Consider the following 22753-nt stretch of genomic DNA (forward strand, 5'->3'; position numbering starts at 1 on the left):
TTACCCTTTTCCACCACCTCCGTATTTTTCCACCGATTAGGCGGTGCTGTTGCCGAGGTGCCAAATGAGGCGACTGCTTATTTTTACCGAAAAGCACTATCAAACATGTCAATATTTGCTATTTGGGGGCAATCAGAAGGTGCTGGTGGAAGTATTCGATGGGTTGAAGATTTCCGCTTGGCAATGCTCCCCTTTACAAAGGGTGTCTACGTTAATACACCTGACCTTTCCATTAAAAATTGGCCAGATGCAGCTTTGACCGATTAATGAAAGTAAAAGCGAAATACGATCCGAAAAATGTTTTTAACTTTCCGCAAAGTATTCCGCTTTTTTAAACTATATATTCCACCTAATATATCAAAATATAAAACATCCATTTTTTTATGGTTGTTTTACAAAAAGAGTTTACATAATATAATTATTAGTTGCTTCTTTTACTAAATATCTATTCAACAATCGAAAGTAACACTTTCTCAAGGTCTTTTTTAGATAACATACTTTCGTTTATATAGCCATTCTTTTAATTGTACTTCATCCAAAGCTCCGTTCCCCTCTCATAATCCTTCACACTATATTCGCTCGTTTTTCACAAAAGGTTCATTTTACATGAAAATTTATTTATTACAATAAAAATATAAGGTATATTTTTATGAAAAGGAGGAATTCAATAATGAATACAGAGGATAAAATTCACGCTGAAAAAGTGTTGAAAAATCTATTCATCGGATCACAAGTTGATGGATTACAATTTGGTATTTCTCCAGGCGCTATAAAGATTCATTTCACAAACTTTCACGACTCAGTTGATTATGACGGACAATTATATATCAATATCGAATCCAAATGGTGTTTATTTAATAAACCTCAAAAAAGCTACCCATTAAATGAAGATGAATTTGAAGTTTATTCTGAGAAAGAAGAATATGAAAGAATATGTAAGATAAGAAGACAAAAAGTTACCGATATACAACTTGGCTTAGAAAGCCCTCATTTAATTATTACATTAGAGAGTGGACAAATTATTTTTTTAAATGGTTTTCATGATTATTATGAATGTTGGCAAGCTGGTGTCCTATGTGAGCAATGGCTTGTAGTCGCTGCACCTGGGAATGAAATCGCCACTTGGGCTCCCGATGAGTTTACCGATAAGTAAACTGTCTTCACGGAGAAGAAACGAAGATATTTTATGAAGTACTATACTAATGAACTACATAATCATTTCTATTACACGTAAACAAAATGACGATTTTACTTTAATAGAACTCACTTTATTAAAGTTGAAAGGATGATAATGATGGCATGTGTCCATGATTTTGGAATAATTGACGATTTTACTTCTCAAAAAAATTACGAAGATTATACACCAGAGAAATATCATTGTATATCTGTTGATGATGATATTATCAGTAGTTTAAATCAAAATTTATCAATTATGAAAACCTACTTCCATACAGTCAAAAATCAGAAATACGGTTTAGCTTATTGTGGTATTACAATTATCCCGCCTGAATCATTAGCAATTTTCTATGAAACAGTTACATCCTCAAAGTTCTTCAGAAAATCTGATGAGCTGAATGAGTTAGCTTCAAAAATTGTACAAGCTGCAGCAGAACAGAAGTACATGATCCATTATGGGGTTTAAATGTAATTCAAAAAATGCTTAGGATTTCTCCGAAGCATTTTTTGTATGTTACTAATACATTTATTCCTTAACCATTTAGTCAATGCTTGATCCTATGGCCCCATCTTTTACAAGTGAGGGCGCCCCTATTAATCTAAATAAGCGTCTCATTTCCAATCTTCCAGCTAAACCATCTCCCATGCCCTTCTGTTTCTCCAACTGTTTCACGATATTCGTTTCCGTTAATATAATAATCAATATGAAGGTCACGATCCCACATGTTGTTATACAGGTGGAATACATCACGTTTTGCTCCAATTTCTTGTATTTGTTTTTCTAACTTATGTTTTACTTGTTCTGGTATTTGATTTGCAACATGTGTATGGAAAATACAAATAACAGCTTCTTCACTTATTTGTTCAATAATAGATGATAATAGCTCTACACCGTCTCCTTCTATTAATTGGACAGATTCATTTTTCACTAAAGATGCAGCTTGATCAAACATCTCAAGCCTTTCTTTATGTTCTGGCCAAATTAAAGCACGTAACCATAAATAATCTTCCTCATTATGTAAATCATTCACATGTAAGTCCAGTCCGATTCTTTCTACGACAGATGGGCTTTCTTTTAGAAAATGCGGCACATTTTCCCCTCTTATTTCAGAAGTTACATGCACATTTGAATTTATATTCCCGTACATTTTATTCGTTTCGTACGAATAACGATATTGGTCCCAGAACAATTGCAACCCAGAACTTGTCCCAATTTCAATTAACGCTAACGGCTTCTTCACTTTCTTAAATATGTAGCAGAAACTTGGGTATAAGTATGCGCACCGTCTTACTTCATTCGTTTGAACAAGTTTTGTTTGTAACAAAGTAATGATTTCTTCTCGGTACTCTTTACAGAAATCTTTAAAATGATTAAAAGCTTTATCTAAATTTGTATCAGCATCTTCAACTAAACTACTATAATACGTTTTTAAATGATGTTCTTTCCCTGCTAACAATAAATAATGTACTGCACCTAATAGTAAGTTTGGGACTGGTTGACCTACCTGAGCATAGGACGATAGTGTAAGTACTTCCTCATCTTCAGCAATTTTCATTGATAAATATTCATATAAATCACTTGACCCTTTACATTCCTTTATTGAAAAGTTTCGAAATAAGTTTGAAATTTGCTCTTTTGTACGCATTAAAATCCCTCCTTTTTTTCAGAATAATCTTACCATTACAGAAAGAATAATCCCATAAAAAGGTACTCGATTTAGTCCCTTAAGGATACGTAAGCTTTTTCGAGATAATTTCAAACTGTAATTTTTTTCTATTTATCACCTTAAAAGAGCTTGTTAAATAAGATTTTTAGCGAATAAAACGTTAAATAGTTTAAAATTATCAGATAACACTAGATATTTTAGTCTATTAATTATTATAATAGAGTATGAGATGGTTACATAATTGAGACAAAAAAGGTATACACCTAGGTGGGGCCTAGGCGGTGTTTCTCTTTTACGGCTTAGACATAGAAAACACCTACACTTTTTTGCCAATATAGGGGATGGAGAGATTATCATGAGCAACATGCAGCAAAAAACAGACGTTATCTTAATTGGTGCAGGAATTATGAGTGCAACGTTAGGCTCATTACTAAAAGAATTAGCACCAGAATGGGAAATTAAAGTTTTTGAAAAACTCGCAAGTGCCGGGGAAGAAAGCTCTAACGAATGGAATAATGCAGGTACAGGGCATTCTGCGCTATGCGAACTGAACTATACTTCCGAAAAAGCTGACGGATCTATAGATATTAGTAAGGCTGTAAAAGTGAATGAGCAATTCCAGCTTTCAAGACAATTTTGGGCATATCTTGTAAAGAGCAAATTAATTCGTAATCCACAAGATTTTATTATGCCACTACCTCATATGAGTTTAGTACAAGGGAAAAAAAATGTTGAGTTTCTAAAAAACCGTTTTGAAGCGCTTTCAAAAAATCCACTGTTTCAAGGAATGGAATTTTCTGATGCTCCTGAAACATTAAAAAAATGGCTTCCACTCATTATGGAAGGCCGCACATCTAATGAACCGATGGCGGCAACGAAGATTGACTCTGGAACAGATGTTAACTTCGGTGCATTAACACGTATGTTGTTTGATTACTTAAAAACAAAAAATGTCGAGCTAAACTACAAGCATAGTGTCGAAAATATTAAGCGCACGAAAAATGGTTTGTGGGAAGTAAAAGTACACGATATGAATAGTGGTAAAATTGAGCATCATACTGCTAAATTCGTCTTTATTGGCGGCGGTGGCGGTAGCCTACCTCTACTTCAAAAGACTGGTATCCCTGAATCAAAACATATCGGTGGATTCCCGGTAAGTGGACTATTTATGGTATGTAAAAACCCAAAAGTTGTAGAGCAACATCATGCGAAAGTGTACGGTAAAGCTAAGGTTGGTGCTCCGCCAATGTCTGTACCTCATCTAGATACGAGATATATAGACAATAAAAAAGCTTTACTGTTTGGACCATTCGCAGGCTTCTCACCTAAATTCTTAAAAACAGGTTCAAATCTTGACTTAATCGGTTCTGTAAAACCGAATAACGTCTTAACGATGTTAGCCGCTGGTGTAAAAGAAATGGGACTTACAAAATACTTAATTCAGCAAGTTATGTTATCACATGAAAAACGTATGGAAGAATTACGCGAATTCATTCCGAACGCGAAAAGTGAAGATTGGGATATTGTAGTTGCTGGGCAACGTGTACAAGTAATTAAAGATACTGATGCTGGCGGTAAAGGGACACTTCAATTTGGTACAGAAGTAGTAAGTGCAGCTGACGGCTCAATCGCCGCATTACTAGGCGCATCACCAGGTGCTTCTACTGCTGTTCACGTCATGCTTGAAGTATTAGAAAAATGTTTCCCAAGCCGCATGGTAGAATGGGAAGAAAAAATAAAAGAAATGATTCCTTCATATGGCATTTCACTAACTGAAAATCCAAGATTGTTCCAAGATCTTCACACTTCTACTGGTCGTACACTTGGATTAAACGAAAAAGAAACTGTTCATAATTAATGAAGAAATAAAAAAACGTCCGATATATTCGGACGTTTTTTTGTCTACTAAAAATTATACTTATCAATATTATCTTTCGTAAATACAACTCGTTCTGGTAATACGATAATTCCATTCCCTTCTGCCTCATAATCATATCCTTGAATGGAGTTTGGCTCTACCTTCACTTTTCCAATTCCTTTTACTTCGAAGCTATCCCCTACTTTTAACTTCTTCCCTTTTACAACAATTTCATTTGCTACATACGTTGCGAGAGCACCTTGTTGTTTTACATCCCATAAACCAAATTGTGCTACTGTTCCTCGTTTTACGTAATCACGCATAACGTTTGGTGTAGAGAAGCCAGTTACGACAACCTTTTTATCCATTTTTAAATTTTCAGCTGCTTGTGCCATTGCCGGAAGTGCCGTTGCATCTGGACAAATGACTGCGTTAATATCAGGATACGTTTTTAAAATATTCTCTCCTACTGACAAAGACTTTTGCGCATTATTTTCACCGTACTGCGTCGTTACAATTTCCCAGTTCGGATATTTCTTTTTAATAATTTCTTTCGCTTTCGTTACCCATTGGTTTTGATCCGTTACTGTCGGGCTAGAATAAAAGAAGGCTACTTTTCCTTTATCTCCAATTTGCTTTGAAGTCATTTCTATTAATAAATTAGCAAGTTGGTCTGGTGTTCCTTGGCTTATATAAAAAGAACGATCTTTCGGATTCACATCAGAATCCCATGTTAACACCGTCATCCCTTTTTTCTTAGCACGTTGCAGTGATTGCGATAACCCATCCACTGACGTAGATGAAACCATAAGTGCATCATAGTTTTGATTAATGAAATTGTTTATATATTTAACTTGCCCTGAAACACTCGCTTCAGACGGTCCATCATACTTCACTTGCACGCCTAACTTATCTCCCATCTCTTTTGCCCCTTCACCACCCGATGTGAAGAAACCAACCCCTGTTAATTTCGGAATAAATGCAAATTTCACATCATCAACCTTTTTCTTATCTGCCGTTTGACTAGAACACGCAATTAAACCGATTAAACAAATACATACAATCAATACAATCCCCAGTTTTCTCTTCATGACATTTCCCCCTTATGCAAATTCTTTCTTTTCTCCGCTAAGAATTGATGTAATTTGAAATGTCTCATAATAACTGAAAGAATAAGGATAATACCTATTACTACATTGGATTGTTCATTTGTTAAACCCGTCATTTGCAAGCCATACTGCATGAGCCCAATGAAAATACTCGCCAGTACAGTACCAATAATGCTTCCTTTTCCGCCTGTAATAAGTGTACCGCCTAAGACGACTGCTGTAATGATTGGTAAAATTGTTTCACTTCCCATATCAGCACGTGCGGAACCGAAGTAGGCAGTTAAGAAAGCGCCTCCTAATCCACCTCCTAACCCTGAAAGTATGTAAGCAATAATGACTACTTTTTTCGTTTTAATCCCAGTGTATTTTGCTGCATTTTCGTTCGCACCTGTTAATTTTACATGGCGCCCGTATATAGTTCGATGAAATAATACAGTACATAAAACTGTTAATACGATCAGTAGCCATAATAAATTCGGTATTCCTATAAAACTACCATTTGCCAGTTGTACAAATACGTCTGGTAAACCGCTTATTCCTTCATACCCAGAAGCACCTGCCCCTCCTGAAATGACGAGGGCAATTCCCCCGTATAAAAACATCGTTCCGAGTGTAACGACGAGTGGTTCTACATCCGTCATTTTTATAATCAGTCCGTTTAAAGCGCCTGCTAAACAACTAATTATTAGGGCGATTATAACAGCAAACAAAATAGGTATTCCGTTCATCCAAAGTACACCGATTAAGATCGAAGTGAGCCCCATTATTGAGCCGATCGATACATCAATTCCTCCTGTTACTATAACAAAAGTCATTGGTATCGCCGCAATTGCGATAAATAAGAAATCATTTGTACTAAAAAGGAGATTACTAATATTTAAGAAATCACTATTTATTAAACTAAAAAGGATGAATTCTACAAGAAGTAATACAATTAGAACCCCTTCCCATCTATATACATACTTCATAGATTCATCCTCCTTTCTGCCTTCCACTTTTTCATAACACTATCTAATATGATGATAAGTAATAATAAAAAACCTGAAATAGCATTATTCCAAAATGCTGGTATTTTTAAAAAGACGAGTGAGCTACTTATTGTTTCTAAAAATAACGCTCCTAATGCAGCTCCAAATAAAGATCCTGTTCCTCCTTTTAAGTGAATTCCTCCTAGTACAGCGGCTGCGATTACTTGTAATTCTAATCCTGTACCTGTTTGATTTGGCACGAAACCGATATTCATAACAAATATGCAACCAGCGATCGCAGCGCTTATGCCTGAAATCATAAACGCATATATCTTCACTTTATTAACAGGTATACCAATAAGCCTCGCGCCATCTTCATTATCACCTACCGCATAAAAGTATCTTCCCAATGGCACTTTTCTTAAAAAGAAGTATAGTAGTAGTAAAATAATAAGAACGAACCATACAGTTATAGGTAAACCAAGAATGATGATAGATGGCAGCTGCTTAAAATCGTTTGGAATATCTTCAATCCACTTCCCGCCTGTGAAAATTAACATTGTACCTCTAATAATTCCTAACATGCCTAATGTCATAATAATGGCTGGTACCCGAAACTTCGCAACTCCAATACCATTTACGAAACCAATAATGGCCCCAAGTATAATAGCTACAAATATCGACAAGAATGCACTATACCCATTCGTTAACATCATTCCGCAAACTGCTGCACTTAACCCCATGCTTGAACCAACTGATACATCTATATTTTTCGTAAATAAGACGAACGATTGACCGATTACTAGCACCACTAAAATAACGCTTGATTTCATCAGTAAAGATAACGAGTTAAATTGAATAAAACTAGGGTTTATCATTCCTACAATAGCTATATAAATTAGTAGTAACAGTATGATAGACGTTTCATGCACTTTTAACATATGTTTCATTCCGCTACACCTCCGTATGCAAGGCGTGTAACTTCATTCACACTCAGTTGTTCTTTTTCCATATGAGAAACAAATCGCCCATTTCTCATTACATATACACGGTTTACTAATTGGACAATTTCTTCAACATCTGAAGAGATTAATAAAATTGCGAGTCCTTCCCTTTTCATTTTTTTTATCGTCTCATACACTTCAAGCCTTGCTTTCGCATCAATTCCGCGAGTCGGCTCATCAAGAATAATAATTTTAGGATTACATGCAAGATACTTCGCAAGCACGACCTTCTGCTGATTACCTCCTGATAAAGATGCCAGTTCTTTATTCATATTCTGTACAACAATTCGGAACTGTTCTATAAACGAATTAACTAAAGCGCTTTCTTTTTCTTGATTTATAAAAAAGCGATTATTTTGATATAAACTTGCTGCTGCAATATTTTCTTTAACAGAAGCAATTGAGAAAATTCCATTCCTCGCCCTATCCTCTGGCACATAAACTAGTCCTTCGTCTAGCCTTTTATGCAAAGAACACGTATCAATTGATTTTCCACCCAATAAGATAGACCCTGATTTTATAGTTTTCAATCCAAATATCGCTTCTGCTAATTCCGTTCTGCCAGATCCTATAATGCCAGCAACACCTACAACCTCACCCGCATGTACAGTGAATGATATATTCTCGAATGCGTGACCATTTATATCAACCACTTCTAATATTTTTTTCGTCTTTACTGTCTCTTGAACTACTTCTATTTTCTCTTTCTGTTTATATCCTTTTGGCAATAGTCCCTCCATCAGCATGTCATATGTATAGTCACATACATCACCTTGGCTTACAACCATTCCATCACGTAGTATTGCTACTTTGTTGGCAATTTCAAAGATTTCTGGAAAACGATGCGTAATATAAATCATCCCAATTCCTTTTTCTTGTAAACTTTTCATCAACACAAAAAGACTCTTAATTTCGTGTGTTGTTAATGTCGATGTTGGCTCATCTAGAATAAGAATCTCAGCTTCTCTTATTAATCCTCTAACGATTTCTACTAACTGTTGTTGCGCAATCGATAATGTTCCTCCTAGTTTATTAAGGTCAATATCCCATCCTAGGCTGCTAATCAATTGCTGAATCTGTACTTTTAGTTTCTTTTTCTTTTCTTTTAACCCGATACATATATTTTCTTCAATAGTCATATGCGGAAAAATGAGTGGTTCTTGCGGTATTAAATAAATACCTTTTCGGTGTGCTTCTGATGGATTTGAAAACTGTTGCTTCATTCCTTTTACATACATCTCTCCATCATCATACGAATATAACCCCGTTAATATTTTCATTAATGTTGATTTCCCGGCGCCATTTCCCCCCACTAAAGCGTATATATCTCCGCGCTCTACTTGTAAGTTCACTTCTTTTAATACAAGTTGATTTAAAAACGCCTTACTCATTTTCTTTACTTGTAATAAAGGTACGTTCTCCACATGATGTCACCTGCCTTTATCCAGAACATTTTTTGAGAAAATGATTATTTGTTCTACTTGTTTTGTAGCATTGTATATTCCTTTTTTTATATCTAGAACACTTTTTTCTACGTACTATTAATCGTTTCAACTGGAATAAACAAAATATATGGTACATATGTTTAAGCTGTGGTCAATTGTTGAAAGGGATGAAGAGTATGACTCAGCTGAACTTTGAAGAAAATTTATTAACTAAAGTAGCTTGGTACTATTATAAAGACCAATTAACACAACAGGAGATCGCGTCACTTCTTCATATTTCAAGAAATAAAGTCGTCCGGTTATTAGATAAAGCGCGGAGTGAAGGTATCGTTACATTTCACGTAAAAGGGACTGGTTTGCACTGTTTAAGTATTGAGCGTGACCTAATGAAAAAATTCCACTTAAAAGATGCTTTTATTATCCCTACCCCAGTAAACAATTATCACGCTTCTCTCGGAAAAGCTGCTGCACAATATTTAGAAACTCATCTCCAGCAAGGCGATTTACTCGGTATTGGCTGGGGAGAAACAATTAGCAAAATGCTAGAAAACATTCATTTTGAAAGTTCTATCAACCTTTCAATCGTAACGCTCACAGGCGGGGTAAATCACTATTTCCCGAGAAAACAAAACTATTTACACTACATGCAAGGCGAGCTTCACATTATCCCTACGCCGTTTCTAGCGTCTACAACCGAAATGGCACAAAGTATTCTATCAGAACCGAGTGTAAAAGATATGCTTCAAGTCGCTTCACTTGCTCATACGGCTGTTGTCGGTATTGGGGGATTATCTCAAGACGCTACGATTGTAAAAGAAGAAAAATTAACACTACGTGAGATGACATATATTCGTAGTCAAAACGGTGCTGGCGATATTTTAGGACAGTTTTATAATACAAATGGCGATTTATTAGAGCTCTCGCATCACAATCGTCTAATTGGCACGCCCCTCTCTATTTTGCGCAATATGAAGCATGTCGTCGGTGTTGCTGGAGGTACTGAAAAGATAGATGCAATTTATGGTGCCTTAAAAGGAAAGTTTATTCATTCATTAATTACCGATGAGGAAACTGCCCTCTCCTTATTACGAAAGGATGGTGATTGTTAATGTCCCATTTATTAGCTTTCGATGCTGGTACAGGGAGCATTCGAGCAGTTCTTTTTGATTTACATGGTAATCAAATTGCAGTAAGTCAAAAAGAATGGATTCACAAATCTGACCTTCGTTATCCAGGCTCTATGAACTTTGATGTAGTAGAAAATTGGAAGCTAGTACAAGAATGTACGAAAGAGGTGCTTCAAAAAAGCAACACTCCTGCCTCTTCTATTCTTGCTATTAGCGCTACAAGTATGCGAGAAGGATTTGTTTTATATGATCAAGATGGGCAAGAAATATGGGCGTGTGCAAATGTTGATGGGCGCGCATCCGTCGAAGTTAGTGAATTAAAAGAAATTCGGTCACATCTTGAAAAAGATTTATATACAAAGTCTGGTCAAACTTTTTCATTAGGTGCTTTACCACGCCTACTCTGGATAAAAAAACATGAACCCGACGTCTATAATAATATTCACTCTTTTACAATGTTAAACGATTGGATTTTATATAAAGTAAGCAGCGTACTACAAATTGATCCCTCAAACGGATGCACGTCAGGTATTTTTGACTTACAAAATAGAGTGTGGGATAACGATGTCGCTAAGGAGTGCGGTCTATCTTTGCCATTTTCACCAACAGTAAATGAAGCTGGTACAGTAATTGGCAACGTTACAAAAGAGTGTGCAGCATTAACTGGATTACGTGAAGGGATTCCTGTCGTCGCCGGGGGTGGAGATGCTCAAATGGCATCGCTCGGAACAGGAATCGTGAAACCGAATCAAACGTTAATATGCGGGGGTAGCTTTTGGCAACAAGAAGTGAATGTTACTGAGCCAATAACAGATCCACATGCTGCGATTCGAGTAAATTGTCACGTTGTTCCGAACCTATGGCAATATGAAACAATCGCCTTTTTCCCAGGTCTCGTTATGCGCTGGTTTCGAGACGCTTTTTGCCAAGAAGAAAAGAAACTTGCTGATAAACTCGGTGTAGATGCTTATGAATTACTAGAAGAACAAGCGAAAGACGTACCTGTCGGTTCACATGGCATTATCCCTACTTTTTCAAACGTTATGAACTACATTTCTTGGCGTCATGCCGCACCTTCTTTTTTAAATTTAAGTTTAGACGCTGACAAATGCGGAAAAAAAGAACTGTTTCGTGCTATTGAAGAAAATGCAGCCTTCATTACACTTGGAAACTTAAAATTAATAAAAAATCTAACTGGCACATTCCCTTCTGAAGTTATTTTTGCTGGCGGTGCCGCTAAAGGAAAACTATGGCCACAAATTCTATCAGACGTACTCGGTATTCCTGTAAAAGTACCTGTTGTGAAAGAAGCAGCTGCTTTAGGAACTGCGATTGCTGCTGGAGTTGGTGCTGGCATATATTCATCTATGGAAGAAACTGCCGAAGAGTTTGTACAGTGGGAGCAAACATTCAAACCAGTTACTGAAAATCACGAACTATATAAAGAGTTCTATGAAACATGGAAAACTGTATATGACAGTCAGCTCGCTTTAGCTGATAAAGGGCTCACCTCACATATGTGGATTGCGCCTGGTGCACTGTAACACATTACATAAAGGAGTGAACTGTATGTTAAAAGCGAATGAAAATGACTTCTCCTATCGCTTCGGTGATAACGGGCCGAAATATTTAATACAAGGTCCAAATATTGATCTTGGCCTTGTTGTCATTCAACCGGGCCAGGAGTTTCAAAACCATTATCATACGACGTGCGAAGAGGTCTTTTATGCATTAGAAGGTGAAATAGATTTCTATGTGAATAATGAAAGAGTTCCAATTAAACAAGGTGATGTCCTGCAAGTTCGTCCTCATGAATCTCACTATCTTATTAACCATTCTGACAAACCTTTTAAAGCTGTTTTTATTAAGTCACCACATTTACCAAATAAAGATACTGTACAAACGGAAAATCCAACATTAACGAAGGAGTGATTTGGAATGACTTGGGGATTTAAAAATCGATTAAATACAATTTTACCTGATGGTAGAGCGGTTATGTTAGCAATAGATCACGGTTATTTCTTAGGACCAATTCACGGACTAGAACAACCACTTGAAACAGTAAAAAACTTACTTCCTTATACAGACTCCCTCTTTTTAACGCGCGGTGTACTTAGCTCCTGTATTCCTGAAAACTGCAGCACACCGATGGTTATGCGTGTATCTGGCGGCGCTACTGTCGTCGGTAAAGATTTAGCGAATGAAACAATTGTTACACCTGTAAAAGAAGCAGTGAAGCAAAACGCAATTGGCGTTGGCGTTTCTGTTTTTGTCGGATCAGACTATGAAACACAAACTGTTTCGAATCTCGCAAATGTAGTCTCTGAAGCTCACGATTACGGCCTACCTGTACTCGGCATTACCGCAGTCGCAAAAGAATTACAAAAACGTGAAGCTCGCTTTCTAGCACTTGCTTCCCGCGTATGTGTTGAAATGGGTGCTGATATTATTAAAACGTATTACTGCGAAGGATTCGAAAAAATAACGAGCACATGCCCTGCCCCAGTCGTCATCGCGGGCGGCCCAAAACTAGATTCAATTGAAGACGCATTAAACATTACGTACAATGCATTGCAAGAAGGAGCAATTGGAGTAGACATGGGCCGAAACATATGGCAATCCGAGCACCCAGCTGCGATGATCCAAGCAATACATGGCATTGTGAAAAATGGATTGAATGTGAAAGAGGCACTTGAACTTTATGATGATGTGAAGAATTAATGTGAAAAGACAGACTATTTATTAGTCTGTCTTTTTTACTTTACAGTGAAACTTTCTTAATCCGTCTTCTAATATGATACATACTTAAATTTTATACACCTTCAAATGATTACTCTTGTTGATCGCTATTAAGCTTTGAAACTTTCTTACCTTCTCTATAATCAAGACAAGACACTTCAATTAATAAGCCATTAAATACTGTAAAATAAAAACCATAACTACTACCTCGCATCGAATAAGGTTCCTTATCTATTTCAATGCCGCCTGCTACTAAACGATTATACGCTTGATCAACTTCATTTGAAGTATCCACTAAAAAACCAATATGAAAAGCTTCTGGATACATCACTTCCTTATTCCCCTTAAATGCTTTGGGGTCGCTTAGCACCAGTATAAATCCACTCTCATCACTCATTACTAATAATGCCTTTCCCTTTTGCTCTAAAAATTGAAAATCAAAAAATGTTTCAAAGAAATGTCTCGCTTCTGATAAATCATCAACACATAAATTCAAATGATTTAACTTCATTCACTTCATCTCCTTTTAAGCAGAGGGTATGTAGACTCATTTTCATAACACTTAAATATGCAAGGTAAGATATTCAAGCGTTCCGTCTAAGACTATGCTTTATAAGTCTAATACTTTTCTCCATAGCCTAGAACGTTTTTTAAATGAATGAAAGATTTCCTATCATTCCCATCCCCCCAGTCATAAAAAAGAGGATACATGATTGCTTCTACAACATGTATCCTCTACTTATATATTACGACTGTTGATAAGCCGATTTCGATGATTTCACATAATAAACCGCATGATCCACATTAATAATATGATCTGGCTTTGGTTTACCACGTCCCGCTCTATGTCCAGCTAAGTGTTCTTCACTTGTTTCCCAGTTTTTCCATGCTTCTTCAGATTCCCAGCGAATCATAACGACTACTTCTTCGTCGCCGCGTCTTACTTTTTTCACAAGAACACTTAAGTCAATAAAGCCTTCAAATTTTTCAATAATACCTTCTCCAGTAAAACGTTCTACAACTATATTTGATGTACCTTCTTTTACTGTAAATGTTTTCGTTTCGATAAACATATATCCCACTCCTTCATTGTAATACGAATACTACTATTATAGTTGATTATGATAATTATTTTCAATTATAAAGTTTAAATTTTTCGAATTATGCTGTTTTCTCTTCTATCGCCTCATCTAAAAATTTGAAATATGGGAGTAAGATTCCGACTAAAGAAGTGACACATATAATTGAACCGATAATAAAGTATAGTGCTCTTACTCCCCACATTTCACTCAATATGCCCCCTACTAACACACCTAACGGCATAGCGGATCGTATGAAAAATAATCGCACTGAAAATACTTGTCCTATCATATTATTCGGCACGGTTTGTTGGCATATTGTCGTGTTATGAACATTGAAAAATGCAATACAAATCCCTGCTATTACTTCAATTATTATTGCAATGATAATACTATGATTGAATCCTAATGAAATGTATGTGAGTCCCCCTATAAACAATCCTCCAAGCATAAGTATACGCCGACTTTTATATGTTACTTTTCCGACTAATACTGAGCCAATTACGTAGCCAAGTGGAAAACCTGCCATGAAATAACCGTACTCTGCATATCCCGCTGACAGCTCGTCTTTTATATAAGGAAGATTTGTGACCATCGTTACCCCTACTCCAAACTGCACGAAAGTAAGAAATATACCGAGCCAAACGATGATTGGTTTTGTAAAAAAATATGTAAAACCGTGAAGAAACTGTCCAAGCCACGTTTTCCGAATTGGTTGCGACGTTCTATTTTCTTTTATATAAAGTAAGAAAGTGCCACTAACAAATAAACAAATGCATACGAAAGATAATGTAAGTTCTGTTCCAATGAAATGAATGACTACTCCACCTAATACTGGCGCAAGAAACATCATAAGGCGAGTCATTCCATCAATGTACGCATTCGCATCTTGAAGTTGTTCTTTCCTTACAATGCTCGGTGTAATGGCTTGACTTGCAGGTGTATAAAGTGGTGTAATAAGTCCCACTACAATTTGAACAACATAAATGTGCCAAACTTCTATACTACCCGAAACTAACATCACCAAAGGTAATAAGAATACGGACGCTCGTATCCATTGTGAAAAAATCATAATCCACTTCCGGCTCCATTTATCAATAAACGGACTGCTGATTAATTGCAGTATGAGTGATGGGATGAAATATAATAACCACATACTACTTAAAGCCATTTCTGATCCCGTTAACTCATATACTAGAATTGAATTACATAACGTTCCGAAAGCCCCTCCTAATTCTGAGATTGCACTACCAATCCACATAAAAAAAAACGAACGATTTTTCAATACATTTTTCAATTTCATACACCAACTTTTCTTTTATATTCCTCCCTTTATGTACATTCTCGTTGTTAATTATCTATTCAAAAACATATCTAATTCTTTCGTTAAAGACTGTACTGCTTTCTTTCTTAATACATATTTTCCATCGTGTATATCCACTAACTTCGCTGCACGTAACAATTTCAAATGGTGGTGTACAGTCGATTTACCAAGTTGCAATCTTTCTGTAATTTCCTGCAATGTTCGTTCTTTTTCGAACAACATTTTTACAATGCGTAACCTCGCTTCATCTCCAAGAGCTTTATGTTTTTGAACTAAAAAATAATTCGGTTCATATGGATCTTCAGGATGGATACTTTCGTTTGCAACTGGATAATGAAATACTTTCGTATCATCAATATCTGCTTCAATATTCCACGGTCTGTACGTCATTTGCGGAATAAGAAGTACGTGATGAACACTTGGCTCTGGCATATAGTTCACTCCGCCAGTCGCCCACTCGACAAACTCTTCCGGCTTCATCTTTTTATTCATTTCATTTTTTGCTTCATAATCTCGTTTTAATATAGAAAGTATTTCTTCTTCCTCACTCTTAATTACACTCTCATACCACCCTGTCATTACAGCGATTAAATGAGATTTCAGCACTTGTACATCTACATCACATATAAAGCGAATGTACGTAGAGAAAAACTGATGATCATGTGTTAATTCCTTTAGCTCATGTATTGCAGTTCCATCTCTACTTGCGGCTAAACGTCTTTTTTTCTCATATTTCTCCCCTAAAAACGGTAAACATGTATACTTCAAATCTTCTTCTGAAAGTGAATCGATTTTAGCATGAAACTGCGATACATCCTGCATGTCTTCTTCATACAACACCTGAAGTAATGCTTTCCACGTATTATGTTCTTCGACAAATTGTAAGTGCTCTCTCATTTCTTCTGTTAATGATTTCTTAATTTCTTCCCATTCATTTTGACTCTTTTCAAGAGTATCAATTAACCGCTTATGAGTAATTGCTGCAATGCCAAACGCACATTCGAAAAGTATCGAATATTTCACTTGAACGTTATAAGTTTCCCTCTTTCTACTCGTTATGTGATAGACCTCCATTTTTATCCCCTCCTTGTTTGCTATATATTTAATTCTATTTTTATCGAATTTAACCTTCTATATTTTTAGAATTATTTTGCGACTTCAAAAAAACTCTAATCAATGAGCAAATAGAGAAAGGTTTATACTCTTTTTCATTCTGACTTAATTAAAGCCTTGATTATTAAGTATCATATTAAAAAGAAGTTTTTTAATGGCTCTGTTATAAGTTGTCTTTCACCCTCTTGTGCAACTATAGAAAAGGTTTATTGAAGAGAAAAGAGAATTGGTTTTATTAAGAAAAATGAACAGGAGGCTATACGAATGGGAAGAAAAGAAATGTTGCAAAATGGAGTCCAACAAGTTTTTTACGAAGAAGAATGGTACCCACCAATATCAGAAGCGTTAAAGAATCTTACGGTTGAACAAGCATGTTGGCAACCAGAAGGTGCTGCGAGTAATACGATTTGGGAAAATGTGAACCATTTATTAATCTTTAAAGAACGCCTACTTTCCCGCTTACATGAAGACGACACATTTGTTGCTCCACAAAATAATGATGAGACATTTATCCAAGGTGGACCTAATGATGATGCCGCTTGGCAGCAAACCGTAAAGCGAACGCTTCAAGTACATGATGCCTTACAATCTTCATTAACCGCCCTTCAAGAAGCAGAACTAGATCAACTAAGTCCTTCTCTACCAGTTTGGCAACAATATATGAATATCCTTTTGCATGATGCTTATCATACAGGACAAATTATACAGCTTCGGAAACTTCAAGGTTCATGGCCAACTCATCGTTCTTATTTATAAGCGATGCTTACATTTGCTTACGTTTAACATGAAACAAAACAATTGAAAATAGCTACTTGTTTTGTAATTACTACGATTGCTCAAAATAAAGCAAATTAAAATACATTGATTCCTAACATAACTTACATGCTTCATAACTTCTAATCATAATCCAAATTTGGAAGAATAGATGCTTTTTTATATACAAATAATAACTCTCAAGGAGTTGTTGACATGTATTTCATATTGAATATGTTAGGGATTTTCGTTGTCATATTAATCATTTTCTTATGTTCGCCTAATAAAAAACATATAAAATGGAGACCAATTGTAATTCTCATCCTATTGGAGCTTTTTATTACGTGGTTTATGTTAGGCACAAAGCTCGGCAGTATTATCATTAATAAAATTGCGTCATTTTTCAGTTGGCTACTAGCATGTGCGAATGAAGGTATTCGATTTGCATTTCCTTCAGCTATGGAAAGTCAGCACATTGATTTCTTCTTTAGTGCGTTACTTCCTATCATTTTTGTTATTACTTTTTTCGATATTCTTTCTTATTTCGGAATCTTAACTTGGATTATTGATAAAGTAGGTGCAGTTATTTCAAAGATTTCTCGTTTACCAAAGTTAGAAAGTTTCTTTTCGATTCAAATGATGTTTTTAGGAAACACCGAAGCACTTGCGGTTGTTCGGGATCAATTATCTGTTTTAAAAGAAAATCGATTATTAACTTTTGGAATTATGAGTATGAGTAGCGTTAGCGGATCCATTCTTGGTGCTTATTTATCAATGGTTCCAGCAACATATATTTTCAGCGCAATCCCATTAAACTGTATTAACGCATTAATTTTAGCCAATGTATTAAATCCTGTGGAAGTTTCGAAAGAAGAAGACGTTGTTTACACACCTTCAAAACATGAAAAAAAGGATTTCTTTTCTACTATTTCAAACAGTATGTTAGTTGGGATGAATATGGTTATCGTTATTTTAGCTATGGTAATTGGTTATGTAGCTTTAACAGCATGTTTAAATGGGATTTTAGGATTTTTTGTAACGGGGTTAACAATTCAAAAAATCTTCTCCATTATCTTTAGTCCTTTTGCATTTTTACTCGGTTTATCAGGCAGTGATGCTATGTATGTAGCTGAATTAATGGGGATCAAAATAACGACGAATGAATTTGTTGCAATGATGGATTTAAAATCAAACTTAAAGTCGCTACAACCGCATACGGTTGCGGTTGCAACGACATTTCTAGCTTCTTTTGCTAACTTTAGTACAGTAGGTATGATTTACGGAACTTACAATTCATTATTTGGCGGAGAAAAATCATCAGTCATCGGTAAAAATGTTTGGAAGCTTCTTGTTAGCGGGATGGCTGTTTCTTTATTAAGTGCTATGCTCGTTGGGCTATTTGTATGGTAATTAATTTTTATAATAAAAGACACCCAAGCCAATTGAGTGTCTTTTATTATTATTTTCGAATTTGCCCATTTCCACGAATCACATATTTTGTAGAAGTTAATGCTGGAAGCCCCATTGGTCCTCTTACGTGTAACTTTTGTGTACTGATACCAATTTCCGCTCCGAATCCAAATTCGGATCCATCTGTAAAACGAGTCGATGCATTATGATAAAGTGCCGCGGCATCTACAGAAGTAAAAAACTTGCTGACGTTTTCCTCGTTTTCAGTAATAATTGCTTCAGAATGCATAGATCCATACGTATTTATATGATGAATCGCATCTTCAACAGTGGAAACCACTTTCACTGCTAGTGTGAGAGATAAAAACTCAGTTTCCCAGTCTTCTTCTGTCGCAAGTAAGATAGAAGAATCAATCGCCACTGCTTTATTATCACCACGTAGCTCCACTCCTCTTTCCTTCAAGGAAGAAAACAACTCGCTACCATATTGCTCTGCCCAATTCTCATGAAGTACAATCGTCTCAATTGCATTACATACAGATGGACGCTGTGTTTTTGCATTTATAATAATATTAAACGCCATTTGTTTATCTGCTGTTTCATCAATGAATATATGACAATTTCCCGCACCTGTTTCAAGTACTGGAACAGACGCTTCTCTCACAACAGTATCGATTAATTGTTTGCCACCTCTTGGAATAAGAACGTCTAGATAATCCTTCATTGTAAACAACTGCTTCGCGCTATTTCGCGTTGTATCTTCTATAAGCTGTACGCTTTCTTGAGGTAAGCTTGTTAGTTTGAGCGCTCTGTGAATAACGGCAACGATGGCCTTATTAGAATGAATAGCAGAAGAACTACCACGTAATATGACTGCGTTTCCTGTCTTCAAACAAATTGTAGCTGCATCCACTGTTACATTCGGTCTTGCCTCATAAATCATGCCTATAACACCAAGTGGTACGCGCATCTCCTGAATAGATAGTCCATTTGGCCTTTCCCATGCACTTACACATTCTCCTACAGGATCACGTAATTCAATTAGCTGCTTAATCCCCTCTGTCATATCAATAATACGATTTTCAGTTAGCAGAAGACGATCAAGGAGTGAATCAGAAAATCCTTTTGCCTTACCTTCTTCAATATCCCTCTTGTTTTCTTCTAAAATATAAGCTGTTTCTAATATTAACTGATCAGCTATTGCGGAAAGTGCTTCGTTTTTTTGCTCTGTAGATTTAAGCACAAGCTCTCTAGCAACCTCTTTTGCTTTTATCCCCTTTGCCAACACTTCATTCATTTTTATTTCCTCCTTTTTAAAGTGAAACCCAATGATCCCTATGGATGACTTCATAACTATGTCTCTCGCCTCTTACTTGAATATCTTGGCTTTGCATACCTTTTACATCTCTTAGTTCCTCTGCACTATATGTGCATTGTCCTTTTCCTATTACGCGCCCTTGTTGCGTTACAACCTCTACAACTTCACCCACTTGGAAAAATCCTGATACATTCGTAACACCAGCTGGAAGTAAACTCTTACCATGCTGAATGATGGCAGTAGCTGCCCCAGCATCTACTTCAATTTGTCCGCTAACAAGCGAATGTAAGGCAATCCATTGCTTGTTCATCTTCATTTCTTTTTGAGGAGCATTACCAACATACGTTCCATCACCCTTACCCTTCAAAACATCTACAAACTTTTCCTGTCCACGTCCTGTTCCGATAAATACACTCACACCAAGAGAGAGCGCTGTCTTTGCAGCATCGATTTTTGATTTCATACCGCCAGTCCCAAGTTTTGAGCCAGCATCTCCTGCAAGAGAAGAAATTTCTTCCGTAACTTCAGGAAGAAAATAATATTTTTTTGCATCCGCATTTTTCTGAGGATTTTTGTCATATAACCCGTTCACATCCGTAAAGATCATAAGCATATCCGCCGAAACAAGCCCGCTTACTAAAGCTGACAGCATATCATTATCACCGAACGTCAGCTCCTCTAAGGAGATGGAATCATTTTCATTAATAATTGGAAGAGCGGAGCGGTTTAATAATTCTCCTAACGTAGCGTAAGCATTACTATATTGTTCTTTTCTAGAAAAATCACTTCTCGTCAGCAAAAGTTGCGCAGTAACGATGCCATATTTACGGAATTCCTCGGTGTACGCCTGCATTAACAAACTTTGTCCGACAGCTGCTGCAGCCTGTTTCCCTTTAATCGTTACAGGTCTGCTAGGATATCCTAGCGCTGAAAAACCTGCAGCGACGGCTCCAGATGTAATTAACACAACCTCGTGCCCATCTTCTTTCAACCGAGCCAATGCGGCAACGTGATCTGAAAGCTGTTCTGTAGAGATGCCTCCGTGACTATCTGCCAAGGAACTACTCCCAATCTTTACAACAACTCGTTGTTTTTTCACTTTTTTATCCCCCAAGTCTAAAATCAAAGTTTTTTATAAATTACACTTCATTCACTTTGTAACTATATCTATTCTCATCAATGCTGCAATGAAGTATTTAAGAGCAAAATAAAAATGACCGCTTCGCCCTTAATAAAATAAAAAGGACGAAACGGTCATTGTTCCGCGGTACCACCTTAATTGATATACATAGATATCCACTTGGTGCCTATAACGCAGGCGAACGCCTAAACTTTCATTTAAGACTCAGGGATAGGTTCGATATATTCTATACGAGGAATCTTTCAGCCGGTGAATTCCACTCTCTTTCGCAAGAAGACATATGTACTAGTTCCCTTCAACGATTTTCAATCTAATTTTTTTATATTATGCGATATAGTTCGATTCGGTGTCAAGAGGTATTTTTAAAAATAAATAGAGCCGCAAGTTATTTGTATGAAATTATCGCCCTACTAAATAAAAATACAAAATGATATAAGTTTAACTCATATTCATAAACATAAAACCTTACATTATAGTGTATATATTTACATAATGTCGAATATAATTAATTTTTATCTTTTAGTGTTGCAAAAAGGAATATATTCTCTTAGAATGTTTCTTTATATTGCACAGGGATGTTATTCTTATTCTAAGAAAATAATATCAAACCGATATAATTGATTATAAAAGGAGCAAAATTGAGTTATTATGGATAAACAAATTGGATTCATCGGTTGCGGAAATATGGGAATGGCTATGATTGGCGGAATGATAAACAAAAATATAGTGTCTTCAAATCAAATTATTTGTTCAGATTTAAACACTGCTAATTTAAAAAATGCTAGTGAAAAATATGGGCTAACTACAACTACCGACAACAATGAAGTAGCTAAAAATGCTGATATTTTAATTTTATCAATCAAACCAGACCTATACGCGTCAATAATTAATGAAATAAAAGAAGTAATCAAAAACGATGCTATCATCGTTACGATCGCTGCTGGGAAAAGTATTGAAAGTACTGAAAATACCTTTAATAAAAAAGTAAAGGTTGTAAGGGTAATGCCTAATACTCCTGCTCTTGTTGGAGAAGGAATGTTTGCATTATGCCCGAATGAAATGGTGACAGAAAAAGATTTAGAAGATGTACTAAACATTTTCAATAGTTTTGGTCAAACAGAGATCGTAAGTGAAAAATTAATGGATGTTGTCACATCCGTAAGTGGTTCTTCACCAGCTTATGTATATATGATTATAGAAGCGATGGCAGATGCTGCTGTACTAGATGGTATGCCAAGAAATCAAGCATATAAATTCGCTGCTCAAGCTGTGTTAGGCTCTGCAAAAATGGTACTAGAAACAGGAATACATCCAGGTGAATTGAAAGATATGGTTTGTTCTCCTGGCGGAACGACAATAGAAGCTGTAGCAACATTAGAGGAAAAAGGACTGAGAACAGCGATTATTTCAGCTATGCAGCGTTGTACGCAAAAGTCTGTTGAACTATCTGGTCAAACTAAAAAGTAAAACTGTAAAAGAGATCGCGTTAGCTATGAATTCATATGAATTTAATTAGAAATTC

Annotated in this window: 21 protein-coding genes, 1 pseudogene and 1 other annotated feature; of the genes and pseudogenes, 11 read left to right on the forward strand and 11 right to left on the reverse strand. The window is 36.1% G+C overall.

The window, feature by feature from the left end; all coding sequences use genetic code 11:
- Positions 1–3: 3 nt before the first annotated feature.
- The 3 genes and pseudogenes from V6946_RS15485 to V6946_RS15495 all read left to right on the forward strand — a co-directional run.
- A pseudogene (locus tag V6946_RS15485) lies at positions 4–335 on the forward strand (BBE domain-containing protein); the annotation flags it as partial.
- 335 nt (positions 336–670) lie between these two features.
- On the forward strand, positions 671–1153 hold the full coding sequence (locus V6946_RS15490) for a hypothetical protein (protein WP_001090913.1): 483 nt from the start codon (positions 671–673) through the stop codon (positions 1151–1153).
- 138 nt (positions 1154–1291) lie between these two features.
- Positions 1292–1642, forward strand: a complete 351-nt coding sequence (locus tag V6946_RS15495; protein WP_001999997.1) for a hypothetical protein — start codon at positions 1292–1294, stop codon at positions 1640–1642.
- 133 nt (positions 1643–1775) lie between these two features.
- On the opposite strand, the gene V6946_RS15500 is transcribed toward V6946_RS15495, so the two are convergent.
- Positions 1776–2822 carry a DUF2332 domain-containing protein gene (locus tag V6946_RS15500; RefSeq protein ID WP_006924505.1) on the reverse strand — a complete coding sequence of 349 codons (1047 nt, stop codon included), beginning with the start codon at positions 2820–2822 and terminating at the stop codon, positions 1776–1778.
- A 376-nt stretch (positions 2823–3198) separates the two neighbouring features.
- Here V6946_RS15500 and V6946_RS15505 point away from each other — a divergent pair, with 376 nt between their 5' ends.
- Positions 3199–4701, forward strand: coding sequence for a malate:quinone oxidoreductase (locus V6946_RS15505; RefSeq protein ID WP_006924506.1), 1503 nt, complete (start codon positions 3199–3201; stop codon positions 4699–4701).
- A 47-nt stretch (positions 4702–4748) separates the two neighbouring features.
- Here the strand turns inward: V6946_RS15505 and lsrB are convergent, their stop codons facing one another.
- Genes lsrB through V6946_RS15525 form a run of 4 tightly spaced genes read right to left on the reverse strand, consistent with a single transcriptional unit; the run spans position 4749 to position 9206 of the window.
- Positions 4749–5792, reverse strand: a complete 1044-nt coding sequence (gene lsrB, locus V6946_RS15510) for an autoinducer 2 ABC transporter substrate-binding protein LsrB (RefSeq protein WP_000823665.1) — start codon at positions 5790–5792, stop codon at positions 4749–4751.
- The gene (locus V6946_RS15515; protein ID WP_000878526.1) at positions 5789–6778 is read right to left on the reverse strand and encodes an ABC transporter permease; all 990 of its coding nucleotides are present in this window, start codon (positions 6776–6778) and stop codon (positions 5789–5791) included. Before V6946_RS15515 ends, lsrB begins: the two co-directional genes overlap by 4 nt.
- Positions 6775–7728, reverse strand: a complete 954-nt coding sequence (locus V6946_RS15520; RefSeq protein WP_366981455.1) for an ABC transporter permease subunit — start codon at positions 7726–7728, stop codon at positions 6775–6777. Before V6946_RS15520 ends, V6946_RS15515 begins: the two co-directional genes overlap by 4 nt.
- The gene (locus V6946_RS15525) at positions 7725–9206 is read right to left on the reverse strand and encodes a sugar ABC transporter ATP-binding protein (RefSeq protein ID WP_006924516.1); all 1482 of its coding nucleotides are present in this window, start codon (positions 9204–9206) and stop codon (positions 7725–7727) included. Before V6946_RS15525 ends, V6946_RS15520 begins: the two co-directional genes overlap by 4 nt.
- A gap of 197 nt (positions 9207–9403) precedes the next feature.
- On the opposite strand from V6946_RS15525, the gene V6946_RS15530 reads away from it, so the two are divergent.
- Genes V6946_RS15530 through lsrF form a run of 4 tightly spaced genes read left to right on the forward strand, consistent with a single transcriptional unit; the run spans position 9404 to position 13075 of the window.
- Positions 9404–10336, forward strand: a complete 933-nt coding sequence (locus V6946_RS15530; RefSeq protein ID WP_006924517.1) for a sugar-binding transcriptional regulator — start codon at positions 9404–9406, stop codon at positions 10334–10336.
- The gene (gene lsrK, locus V6946_RS15535; protein ID WP_366981454.1) at positions 10336–11898 is read left to right on the forward strand and encodes an autoinducer-2 kinase; all 1563 of its coding nucleotides are present in this window, start codon (positions 10336–10338) and stop codon (positions 11896–11898) included. The genes V6946_RS15530 and lsrK overlap by 1 nt, the downstream gene beginning before the upstream one ends.
- Before the next feature lie 25 nt (positions 11899–11923).
- Positions 11924–12286 (forward strand): cupin domain-containing protein, encoded by a 363-nt coding sequence (locus V6946_RS15540; RefSeq protein WP_000909986.1) that lies wholly within the window; start codon positions 11924–11926, stop codon positions 12284–12286.
- A gap of 6 nt (positions 12287–12292) precedes the next feature.
- Positions 12293–13075: a 3-hydroxy-5-phosphonooxypentane-2,4-dione thiolase gene (gene lsrF / locus V6946_RS15545; RefSeq protein ID WP_000219772.1), complete on the forward strand. Its 783-nt coding sequence runs from the start codon at positions 12293–12295 to the stop codon at positions 13073–13075.
- Between the two features lie 109 nt (positions 13076–13184).
- Here lsrF and V6946_RS15550 read toward each other — a convergent pair whose 3' ends face one another.
- The 4 genes from V6946_RS15550 to V6946_RS15565 form a co-directional block, all read right to left on the reverse strand.
- The gene (locus tag V6946_RS15550; protein ID WP_000773073.1) at positions 13185–13604 is read right to left on the reverse strand and encodes a VOC family protein; all 420 of its coding nucleotides are present in this window, start codon (positions 13602–13604) and stop codon (positions 13185–13187) included.
- A 235-nt stretch (positions 13605–13839) separates the two neighbouring features.
- Positions 13840–14166 carry a heme-degrading monooxygenase HmoA gene (gene hmoA, locus V6946_RS15555; protein ID WP_000469498.1) on the reverse strand — a complete coding sequence of 109 codons (327 nt, stop codon included), beginning with the start codon at positions 14164–14166 and terminating at the stop codon, positions 13840–13842.
- An 88-nt stretch (positions 14167–14254) separates the two neighbouring features.
- Positions 14255–15475, reverse strand: coding sequence for an MFS transporter (locus V6946_RS15560; RefSeq protein WP_139849567.1), 1221 nt, complete (start codon positions 15473–15475; stop codon positions 14255–14257).
- A gap of 51 nt (positions 15476–15526) precedes the next feature.
- The gene (locus V6946_RS15565) at positions 15527–16570 is read right to left on the reverse strand and encodes a metalloregulator ArsR/SmtB family transcription factor (protein WP_366981453.1); all 1044 of its coding nucleotides are present in this window, start codon (positions 16568–16570) and stop codon (positions 15527–15529) included.
- 303 nt (positions 16571–16873) lie between these two features.
- Here V6946_RS15565 and V6946_RS15570 point away from each other — a divergent pair, with 303 nt between their 5' ends.
- Entirely contained in the window at positions 16874–17365 is a 492-nt protein-coding gene (locus V6946_RS15570) for a DinB family protein (RefSeq protein ID WP_000532733.1), read from the forward strand.
- Positions 17366–17578: 213 nt separating this feature from the next.
- On the forward strand, positions 17579–18772 hold the full coding sequence (locus tag V6946_RS15575) for a NupC/NupG family nucleoside CNT transporter (protein WP_000273596.1): 1194 nt from the start codon (positions 17579–17581) through the stop codon (positions 18770–18772).
- 49 nt (positions 18773–18821) lie between these two features.
- On the opposite strand, the gene V6946_RS15580 is transcribed toward V6946_RS15575, so the two are convergent.
- Together V6946_RS15580 and proB are read right to left on the reverse strand one after the other, a co-directional pair.
- Complete coding sequence (locus V6946_RS15580; protein WP_001006608.1) at positions 18822–20069, reverse strand: glutamate-5-semialdehyde dehydrogenase; 1248 nt, start codon at positions 20067–20069, stop codon at positions 18822–18824.
- Between the two features lie 16 nt (positions 20070–20085).
- Complete coding sequence (proB, locus tag V6946_RS15585) at positions 20086–21189, reverse strand: glutamate 5-kinase (protein WP_006924529.1); 1104 nt, start codon at positions 21187–21189, stop codon at positions 20086–20088.
- Positions 21190–21328: 139 nt separating this feature from the next.
- Positions 21329–21539, reverse strand: a binding site (T-box leader).
- Between the two features lie 340 nt (positions 21540–21879).
- Here proB and proC point away from each other — a divergent pair.
- Positions 21880–22698, forward strand: a complete 819-nt coding sequence (gene proC, locus V6946_RS15590) for a pyrroline-5-carboxylate reductase (RefSeq protein ID WP_366981452.1) — start codon at positions 21880–21882, stop codon at positions 22696–22698.
- Positions 22699–22753 lie beyond the last annotated feature (55 nt).

This window comes from Bacillus sp. PPSBB_2 (genome assembly GCF_045291115.1).
Taxonomy (GTDB): domain Bacteria; phylum Bacillota; class Bacilli; order Bacillales; family Bacillaceae_G; genus Bacillus_A; species Bacillus_A cereus.

Bases quoted from the DNA above. Each gene is read 5' to 3' on its own strand.
- V6946_RS15490 (WP_001090913.1), top strand. From the start codon at position 671: ATGAATACAGAGGATAAAATTCACGCTGAAAAAGTGTTGAAAAATCTA.
- V6946_RS15495 (WP_001999997.1), top strand. From the start codon at position 1,292: ATGATGGCATGTGTCCATGATTTTGGAATAATTGACGATTTTACTTCT.
- V6946_RS15500 (WP_006924505.1), bottom strand. From the start codon at position 2,822: ATGCGTACAAAAGAGCAAATTTCAAACTTATTTCGAAACTTTTCAATA.
- V6946_RS15505 (WP_006924506.1), top strand. From the start codon at position 3,199: ATGAGCAACATGCAGCAAAAAACAGACGTTATCTTAATTGGTGCAGGA.
- lsrB (WP_000823665.1), bottom strand. From the start codon at position 5,792: ATGAAGAGAAAACTGGGGATTGTATTGATTGTATGTATTTGTTTAATC.
- V6946_RS15515 (WP_000878526.1), bottom strand. From the start codon at position 6,778: ATGAAGTATGTATATAGATGGGAAGGGGTTCTAATTGTATTACTTCTT.
- V6946_RS15520 (WP_366981455.1), bottom strand. From the start codon at position 7,728: ATGAAACATATGTTAAAAGTGCATGAAACGTCTATCATACTGTTACTA.
- V6946_RS15530 (WP_006924517.1), top strand. From the start codon at position 9,404: ATGACTCAGCTGAACTTTGAAGAAAATTTATTAACTAAAGTAGCTTGG.
- lsrK (WP_366981454.1), top strand. From the start codon at position 10,336: ATGTCCCATTTATTAGCTTTCGATGCTGGTACAGGGAGCATTCGAGCA.
- V6946_RS15540 (WP_000909986.1), top strand. From the start codon at position 11,924: ATGTTAAAAGCGAATGAAAATGACTTCTCCTATCGCTTCGGTGATAAC.
- lsrF (WP_000219772.1), top strand. From the start codon at position 12,293: ATGACTTGGGGATTTAAAAATCGATTAAATACAATTTTACCTGATGGT.
- V6946_RS15550 (WP_000773073.1), bottom strand. From the start codon at position 13,604: ATGAAGTTAAATCATTTGAATTTATGTGTTGATGATTTATCAGAAGCG.
- hmoA (WP_000469498.1), bottom strand. From the start codon at position 14,166: ATGTTTATCGAAACGAAAACATTTACAGTAAAAGAAGGTACATCAAAT.
- V6946_RS15560 (WP_139849567.1), bottom strand. From the start codon at position 15,475: ATGAAATTGAAAAATGTATTGAAAAATCGTTCGTTTTTTTTTATGTGG.
- V6946_RS15565 (WP_366981453.1), bottom strand. From the start codon at position 16,570: ATGGAGGTCTATCACATAACGAGTAGAAAGAGGGAAACTTATAACGTT.
- V6946_RS15570 (WP_000532733.1), top strand. From the start codon at position 16,874: ATGGGAAGAAAAGAAATGTTGCAAAATGGAGTCCAACAAGTTTTTTAC.
- V6946_RS15575 (WP_000273596.1), top strand. From the start codon at position 17,579: ATGTATTTCATATTGAATATGTTAGGGATTTTCGTTGTCATATTAATC.
- V6946_RS15580 (WP_001006608.1), bottom strand. From the start codon at position 20,069: ATGAATGAAGTGTTGGCAAAGGGGATAAAAGCAAAAGAGGTTGCTAGA.
- proC (WP_366981452.1), top strand. From the start codon at position 21,880: ATGGATAAACAAATTGGATTCATCGGTTGCGGAAATATGGGAATGGCT.